Annotated in this window: 8 protein-coding genes; all 8 read left to right on the forward strand. The window is 71.5% G+C overall.

Annotated features, from left to right (window positions below):
• Positions 1-166 precede the first annotated feature (166 nt).
• The 8 genes from cpaB (at position 167) to P1P75_RS37425 (ending at position 7,839) form a co-directional block, all read left to right on the forward strand.
• On the forward strand, positions 167-874 hold the full coding sequence (gene cpaB / locus P1P75_RS37390; RefSeq protein WP_319263824.1) for a Flp pilus assembly protein CpaB: 708 nt from the start codon (positions 167-169) through the stop codon (positions 872-874).
• Between the two features lie 13 nt (positions 875-887).
• Positions 888-2,144, forward strand: a complete 1,257-nt coding sequence (locus P1P75_RS37395) for a P-loop NTPase (protein ID WP_319263826.1) — start codon at positions 888-890, stop codon at positions 2,142-2,144.
• A gap of 58 nt (positions 2,145-2,202) precedes the next feature.
• On the forward strand, positions 2,203-2,535 hold the full coding sequence (locus P1P75_RS37400) for a pilus assembly protein (RefSeq protein WP_319263835.1): 333 nt from the start codon (positions 2,203-2,205) through the stop codon (positions 2,533-2,535).
• Positions 2,536-2,710: 175 nt separating this feature from the next.
• Positions 2,711-3,028, forward strand: a complete 318-nt coding sequence (locus P1P75_RS37405; protein ID WP_319263836.1) for a TadE/TadG family type IV pilus assembly protein — start codon at positions 2,711-2,713, stop codon at positions 3,026-3,028.
• A gap of 125 nt (positions 3,029-3,153) precedes the next feature.
• Positions 3,154-4,491 carry a CpaF family protein gene (locus P1P75_RS37410; RefSeq protein WP_319263828.1) on the forward strand — a complete coding sequence of 446 codons (1,338 nt, stop codon included), beginning with the start codon at positions 3,154-3,156 and terminating at the stop codon, positions 4,489-4,491.
• Positions 4,492-4,571: 80 nt separating this feature from the next.
• Complete coding sequence (locus tag P1P75_RS37415) at positions 4,572-5,516, forward strand: type II secretion system F family protein (RefSeq protein WP_319263830.1); 945 nt, start codon at positions 4,572-4,574, stop codon at positions 5,514-5,516.
• Between the two features lie 31 nt (positions 5,517-5,547).
• Positions 5,548-6,435, forward strand: coding sequence for a DUF5936 domain-containing protein (locus tag P1P75_RS37420; protein ID WP_319263831.1), 888 nt, complete (start codon positions 5,548-5,550; stop codon positions 6,433-6,435).
• 9 nt (positions 6,436-6,444) lie between these two features.
• Entirely contained in the window at positions 6,445-7,839 is a 1,395-nt protein-coding gene (locus P1P75_RS37425) for a histidine kinase (RefSeq protein ID WP_319263833.1), read from the forward strand.
• Positions 7,840-7,868 lie beyond the last annotated feature (29 nt).

Raw genomic sequence — 7,868 nt, forward strand, 5'->3', positions numbered from 1 at the left:
CGGCCCACCCGCGCGCTCACCGCGGGCAACCAACAGACCCATCGCGCGCTCACCGCGGGCGGCTGAACCAACACCAACGCAAGGACCACCGCAGGAACCACCCGCTCGGCCCGCCCGACCCGCTCCCGTCCGCTCGACCCGACCCCCAACGAGGTTGCACCGGTTCATGAACTCCCGTCAGCGCCGCGGCGTGATCCTCCTGCTCCTGTCGGTCCTGTGCGCCCTCGGCGCCTTCGCCGGCGTCCTCTCCGTCATCGATGACGTGCAGTCCAAGGTCGGCCCCGAGGTCACCGCGTACCGGGTCAGCTCCAGCGTGGCGCCCTACACCCCGCTGACCGCGGGCCAGTTCGAGAAGGTCGAGATGCCCGAGCGCTGGCTCTCGGCGAACGCGGTGACCGACCTCGCCGACATCCGCGGCAAGATCGCCGTGACGACGCTGAAGAAGGGCTCCCTGCTCCAGAGCGACATGATCGTCGACCAGCCCGCCCTCCAGCCCGGCCAGCAGGAGGTCGCCATCATGATCGACGCGGCGACCGGCGTCGCCGGAAAGATCACCCCGGGTTCCTCCGTCAACGTCTACGCCACCTTCGAGGGCGCCCGCGACAGCGACCCCGACCAGTCGAAGATCATCGTCACCAACGCCCGTGTCCTCGACGTCGGCGACATCACCGCCCTGGACCCGGACAGGGACGACCGCGGACAGCGGCCCACCGACGCCGTCCCGATCACCTTCGCGCTGTCGACCCTCGACGCCCAGCGCATCACGTACGCCGAGTCGTTCGCCAAACGCGTCCGGCTCGCCCTGGTGGCGCCCGGCACTCCCACCACGGTCCCCGAACAGGACCGTACGTACGAACTCACCACGGACAAGTGAGAGGCCGCCGCCCATGCCCACCAGGATCCTCCCGGCCGTCGGCGACGCGGACGCGGTCCGCTCCCTCACCACTCTGCTCAGCCAGCTCCCGGACGCCGAACCCGTCACCCCGGTCACCGACTCCACACAGCTCGTCGACACCCTCGCCCGCCTGTCCGCCGAGTCGGTCGACGAGCTGCCCGAGGTCGTGATCGTCCATGAGCGCATCGGCCCCGTCCCCGCGCTGGAACTGGTCCGCGAGGTCGCCCTGCGCTTCCCCGCGGTCGGCGTCATCCTCGTCACCACCGACGCCGGACCCGGCCTCTTCTCCGCCGCCATGGACGCCGGGGCGCGCGGCCTGGTCACCCTGCCGCTCGGCTACGAGGACCTGGCCCACCGCGTCCAGGCCGTCGCCCAGTGGTCGGTGGGCGTACGACGTCATCTCGGCCACGGCGGCGACGTGTTCACCGGCGCCGGCGGCACCGTCGTCACGGTCAGCGGCGCCAAGGGCGGCGTCGGGACCACCCTCCTCGCCGTCCAGCTCGCCCTCGCCGCCCAGGCCTCCGGCCGCCCCACCGCACTCGTCGACATGGACCTCCAGACCGGCGACATCGCGTCCTTCCTGGACGTCCAGTTCCGCCGCTCGGTCGTCGACCTCGCCGCGATCACCGACATCTCGCCCCGCATCCTCGCCGAGGCCGTGTTCCGCCACGACACCGGCGTGGCCCTGCTGCTCGCCCCCGGCGAGGGCGAACGCGGCGAGGAGGTCACCGACCGCGCCGCCCGCCAGATCGTCGGCGCCCTGCGCTCGCGCTACGAGGTCGTCGTCGTCGACTGCGGCGCCCAGCTCGGCGGGGCCGGCGCCGCCGTCGTTGAGATGGCCGACCGCGCCCTGCTCGTCACCACCCCCGACGTGGTCGCGGTCCGCGGCGCGAAACGCGCCGTCCGCATGTGGGACCGCCTCCAGATCCGCAAGGCCGAGGAGACCACGGTCGTCGTCAACCGCCACAGCCGCGGTACGGAGATCCAGCCCGGCCTCGTCCAGAAGATCACCGGCACACCCGTCGCGGCCACCGTGATCCCCGCCCACTTCAAGGAACTCCAGTCCGCCGTGGACGCCGGCCGCGTCCACGCCCTCGACGGCCGAAGCACCGTCCGCCAGGCCATGTGGACCCTCGCGGGCGAACTCGGCCTGGTCAGAGCCGCGGAGGGGTCCCAGCATCGCAAGTCCGGCCGGGCGGCACGCGGCGGGGAACGGGCGTCGGCGGGCTTCCGGCGGAGGAGGGAGTGACGTGAGACCACGGCGACACGGAGGCGACCGGGGCCAGGTCACCGTCGAGTTCCTCGGCATGACGCCGCTGATCATCGTGACCTTGGTGCTCATGTGGCAGTTCGTCCTGCTGGGATACACGTTCACGCTCGCGGGGAATGCTGCCGACGAGGCGGTGCGGGCGGGGACGGCGGCACAGCGGGGGGAGCGGCAGGCCGTGTGCGAACAGGCGGGACTGGCCAAGCTGGGCGACGCGTGGCGCTCCGGGGCCACGGTCACCTGCCCCACGTCGGGCGGATACGTGACGGCGACCGTCACCCTCCCGGTACCGGTCCTCTTCCCGGGCGCGATCGACTTCCCGTTCACGGTGAAGGGCCACGCCGGTGCCGTGGAGGAAGAGGATGACGACTGACATGTCGTACCGACGCAGGTCGTGCGGACGCGGGTCGCGCGGGCGGGGCTCGTACGGCCGGGGCTTGTACGGCCGGAGCTCGTACCGACGCAGGTCGTGCGGACGCGGCTGGTATTTACGCGGGTCGGGGGGCGGGGCGCGCGGACGCCGTGGGCGTGATCGCGGGCAGGTCGCCCTGGAGTATCTCGGCTTCCTCCCGATCCTGCTGCTCGTCGCGCTGGCCGCCGTACAGCTCGGCCTGATCGCGTACGTGGCACAGCAGGCGGGTACGGCCGCCAGGGCCGGGGCCCGCAGCGCGTCGCTCGACGAGGGCGCCGAGGGGGCGTGTCAGGGCGCGGTCAGTTCCTGGCTGGCGAACGGCACGAGCTGCGTCCCCGAGGACCTGGGCGAGGAGGTCCGCGTCACCTCCACCATCACCATCCCGTCGGTCATCCCCGGTATCGAGGACTTCGGCGAGGCCCACAGGACAGCGGTGATGCCGGTCGACCACTGAGCCCGTGGCCCGTTGCCCGTTGCCCACAGCGACAGCCCACCACCCACACCGAGAGCCCACCACCCACACCCACAGCCCACCAGGTAAGTCGTCAGACCGAACGTCGCACCGAGGAGGAACCGGAGATGAGCCTGAGGGCCCGCATCACCTCGCCCGAGGAGCAGGGTGGCCGCGGCGAGGACGGCCACATGGTCGCCTCCTACCGGGCGAAGCTCCTGGAGGAGATCGACCTCGCCGAGATGAGCGCGCTGGCGGCGGCCGAGCGCCGGGCGCGCCTGGAGCGGGTGCTCGGGCACATCATCAGCCGCGAGGGCCCCGTGCTGTCCACGACGGAACGCGCGCAGCTGATCCGCCGAGTGGTCGACGAGGCGCTCGGCCTCGGCATCCTCGAACCGCTCCTGGAGGACGCCTCGATCACCGAGATCATGGTCAACGGTCCGGACGCGATCTTCGTCGAACGGGCGGGCAGGGTCGAGCAGTTGCCCATCCGCTTCGCCTCCCACGACCAGCTCATGCAGACGATCGAACGCATCGTGTCCACCGTCAACCGCCGCGTCGACGAGACCAACCCGATGGTCGACGCCCGCCTCCCCTCGGGCGAACGCGTCAACGTGATCATCCCCCCGCTGTCCCTCACCGGCCCCATCCTCACCATCCGCCGCTTCCCGCGCTCCTTCACCCTGCACGAACTGATCGGCTTCGGCTCGCTGGACGAGCCCATGCTGTACCTGCTGGCCGGCCTGGTGCAGGCGAAGTTCAACGTGATCGTCTCCGGCGCGACGGGCACCGGGAAGACGACCCTCCTGAACGCCCTCTCCGGCCTCATCCCCGAGACCGAACGCATCATCACCATCGAGGACTCGGCCGAACTCCAGCTCCAGCAGTCGCACGTCATCCGCCTGGAGTCCCGCCCCCCGAACGTCGAGGGCAACGGCCGCATCACCATCCGCGACCTGGTCCGCAACTCGCTGCGCATGCGCCCCGACCGGATCGTGGTCGGCGAGGTCCGCGGCGGCGAGTCCCTCGACATGCTCCAGGCCATGTCGACCGGCCACGACGGCTCCCTGGCCACCGTCCACGCCAACAGCGCGGAGGACGCGCTGATGCGGCTCCAGACCCTGGCTTCCATGTCCGACGTCGAGATCCCGTTCGTCGCCCTGCACGACCAGATCAACAGCGCGGTCGACGTCATCGTCCAGCTCACCCGCTTCGCGGACGGGGCCCGGCGGGTGACGGAGATCGCGCTGCTGGACAGCCACGGCGGAGAGCCGTACCGGCTCGCGACCATCGCCCGCTTCAACGCCCGCCCGCTCGCCGCGGACGGCCGTATCCACGGCGTCTTCGAGTACCACCCGCTGCCACGCCGCACCGCCGACCGCCTCTACATGGCCGGCCAGCCGATACCGCAGGCCTTCGGAGTCGCCCGCACGCTCGACGAGTTGACCACGAGAGAAACCCGATAGCCGGCCTTCGGTCGGCCTTCGGTCGGCCTTCGCGAAGGCAGCCAGGACGGGACAGGACGGAACAGGACAGGCAGGACCCCATGACCCTCCAGAACCTGATCAGCCTCACCACCGGCGTGAGTCTGCTGACCTGCTGCCTCGCCGTGGCGGGCGTGCACACGTACGCGCGGGGCCGCGCCCAGCGGGCCGCCCTCGTCAACCGTCTCACCGCCGTCGGCCAGGACCCGCTGACCGGCCGCCGGCGCCGCTTCCGCGGCCTGGACCGCCGCCTGCGCCGCACCGACTTCGGCCGCAGACTGGAACTGCGGCTGACGGCGACCGGCCTGGACGTGACGCCGGGCGAGTTCTTCGCGTACATGCTGGCGACGGTCGCCGCCCTGTGGCTGATCGGCCAGGCCACGCTGGCCCCCTTCTTCGGCCCGCTGGCCGGCCTGCTCGGCATGTGGGCGGCCTGGCAGTTCCTCAACTGGCAACGTCAGAAACGCATCGAGCGCTTCATCAACCAACTCCCCGAACTGGCCCGCATCCTGGCCAACGCCACCAACGCGGGCCTAGCCTTGCGCACCGCCATCGGCATGGCCGCGGAGGAACTGGAAGCCCCCGCAGGCGAGGAACTGGCGAAAGTCGCCAACCAGTTGGCCGTAGGCCACTCCCTGGACGACGCCCTCGGCGAACTCGCCGACCGACTCCCCTCCCGCGAACTCGTCGTCCTGGTCACCACCCTGGTCCTCTCCAACCGGGCGGGCGGCCAGGTCGTCGGCGCCCTCCGCAACCTGACCGAGACCCTGGAGGAACGAAAGGAGACCCGCCGGGAGGTACGGACACAGCTGTCACAGGTGAGCATGACGTCGTATGCGGTGCCGGCGTTGGGGGTCGGCGCCCTCTTCCTCATGGACAGCGTCGCGGACGGCACCCTCGACCGCATGACCGGATCAGTCGCCGGGCAGGCCAGCGTGATCATCGCCTTCGCCCTCTACGCCGTCGGCTTCGTCCTCATCCGCCGCATGTCCCGCATCGACATCTGAGACCGAGTACCGAAGGGAGGAATCGACCGCCATGGAACTTCTGCTCGCACTCGTCATGGGCCTCAGCGTCTGGGGCGCCTTCGCCGGCGTCCGCATGTACCGCGCCGAGGTGAAACTGCCCACCGACCTCGCGCTGGCCCTGGAGATCGGCGCCACCCGCACCAGCGCCGTCGGCTCCCTCATCGACCGCCTCGGCATGCGCTACGCCCCGACGGTACTGCGCCTGATGGGCCCCAAGCAGGTCGCCAGATACCGCCGCAGGATCGACCTCGCCGGAAACCCCGGCGGCCTGACGATCGACCGCTACGCGGCCCGCCGGGCGGTCTACGGCGCGATCGGCGGCGTCGGCGGTCTGGCCGCGCTGCTCCAGGGCAGCTTCTTCCTCGCCCTCCTCATGATCGCCTTCGGCGCGTTCTGGTCCGAGGTCGGCATCTGGTCCGCGATCAGGGTCCGCAAGGACGCGATCGAGCGCACTCTCCCGGACTTCCTGGACGTACTCGCGGTCGTCGTGAGCGCGGGCCTCGGCTTCCGCCAGGCCCTCGACCGGGTGGCGTCGAAGTACGAGGGCCCGTGGGCGGACGAGATCCGGATCACCCTCCGTCAGATGGACCTCGGCATGAGCCGCCGCGAAGCCTTCGCCGAACTCCGCCGCCGCAACGACTCCGAGCAGGTCGCCATGTTCGTCACCGCACTCCAGCAGGGCGAGGAGCTGGGCGCGCCGATCGTCGACACCCTGGTCGCGATCGCCAAGGACATGCGCCGCACGGACGCGCAGAACGCCCGCCGCAAGGCCGCCCGGGCCGTACCCAAGGCCACACTGATGATCACGACGTTCATGGTCCCGGCCACCATGCTCCTCCTCGGCGCGGGCATGCTGCTGGGCTCCGGCACCGACTTCAGTTCGATCACGGGCGAGTAGGCGAGCGGGATGACGGTCATGACAGCCACTGCGAGGGGACGCGGAGGCCTGCTGCGGCGCCGCCGTAAGCGAGCCGGGGAAGCCATTGCGGCGGCCCGCGTTCCGGTCGCCGTCCTCGGCGAGGAGAACCACACACGCGCGTCCGGGACGACCGGTCGAGGGGCCACCCATCCCCCCATCCCGCTGCAGGTCAACGCCCTCCAGGCGATGTGCCGCCAGGTCTTCGGCTTCCGGCTCGCCATGATCGCGCTCGCCGCCCCGGCCGCCCTCCTCAACGCCTCACCGGGCCTGGGCGCCCGCCTCGTCGGCGCGGCCGTCGTCGTCACCTTCATGGGCTCGTACGTCCTCTTCCGGGACTGGGAACGCTTCGGCCCCCTGCTGCTGCGCCACCCCACCCTGCTGGCCGTGGACACCCTCTTCGGCACCCTGCTGCTGATCTCGGCGGGCCCCGACACCACCCTCGCCTACGTCAGTGTCTGCACCCCCCTCCTCGCCGGCATCGTCTACGGCTGGCGCGGCGCCGCCTGTTTCGCCTCGCTCCAGTCGCTGATCCTGCTGCTGGTCCATGCCACCCTCGAACGGGAGTCCGGCACGAGCCTGGCGGAGAGGCTGCTGCTTCCCGGCCTCTGTGTCATCACCGGAGCCGTCGGCTCCACCCTGCGCAACCTCATGCTCCGCTTCGGCACCGCCACCCTGGCCCTGACGACGGTCAAGGCCCGGCTCGCCGTCACCCAGGCCGTCGCCGCCGAACGGGCCCGGCTGGCGCGCGAGATGCACGACTCCGTGGCCAAGACCCTGCACGGCGTGGCTCTCGCGGCGGACGGCCTGGCCCGCTCGGCCGGATCGACGGCCATGGACCCGGACCGTGTCCGGCAGCAGGCCGAACTGGTCGCCCGCGCCGCACGCCGCGCAGCCGCCGAATCCCGCGAACTCCTCACCGACCTGCGCCGCGAGACGGACCCGGGCCAGAGCGTCGACCTCCTGCGCGAACTGGCCGCCCGCACCGACGACTTCGCCGCCCGCACGGGACTGCCGGCCACCTACCACGCCACGGGCGAGCGCACCACGCTCCCCGTCCCGCCCGCGGTGGCCCGTCACCTCCTCACCATCGCCTCGGAAGCCATGGAGAACGCCCACCGGCACGCTGACCCGACCCGCATCGAGGTACGGGCAGGCGTACGCGACGGTCTCCTGGACGTGAGCGTCCTCGACGACGGGAGCGGCCTTCCCTCCGGCACCACCCTCGAACAGCTCCGCAGCACAGGGCACTTCGGCATCGTCGGCATGGCGGAGCGGGCCGCGTCCGTCGGCGCCGACATCCACTTCGGCGACGGTCTCCACTCCCGCGGCACGGGAGTGCTCCTGCAACTTCCGCTCGCGGCACTCACGACATCGACGCCATGACCGGCACACCGTACGACCCGACCCCGCCC

It is taken from the genome of Streptomyces sp. ID05-39B (assembly GCF_033794725.1).
GTDB classification, from domain to species: domain Bacteria; phylum Actinomycetota; class Actinomycetes; order Streptomycetales; family Streptomycetaceae; genus Streptomyces; species Streptomyces bobili.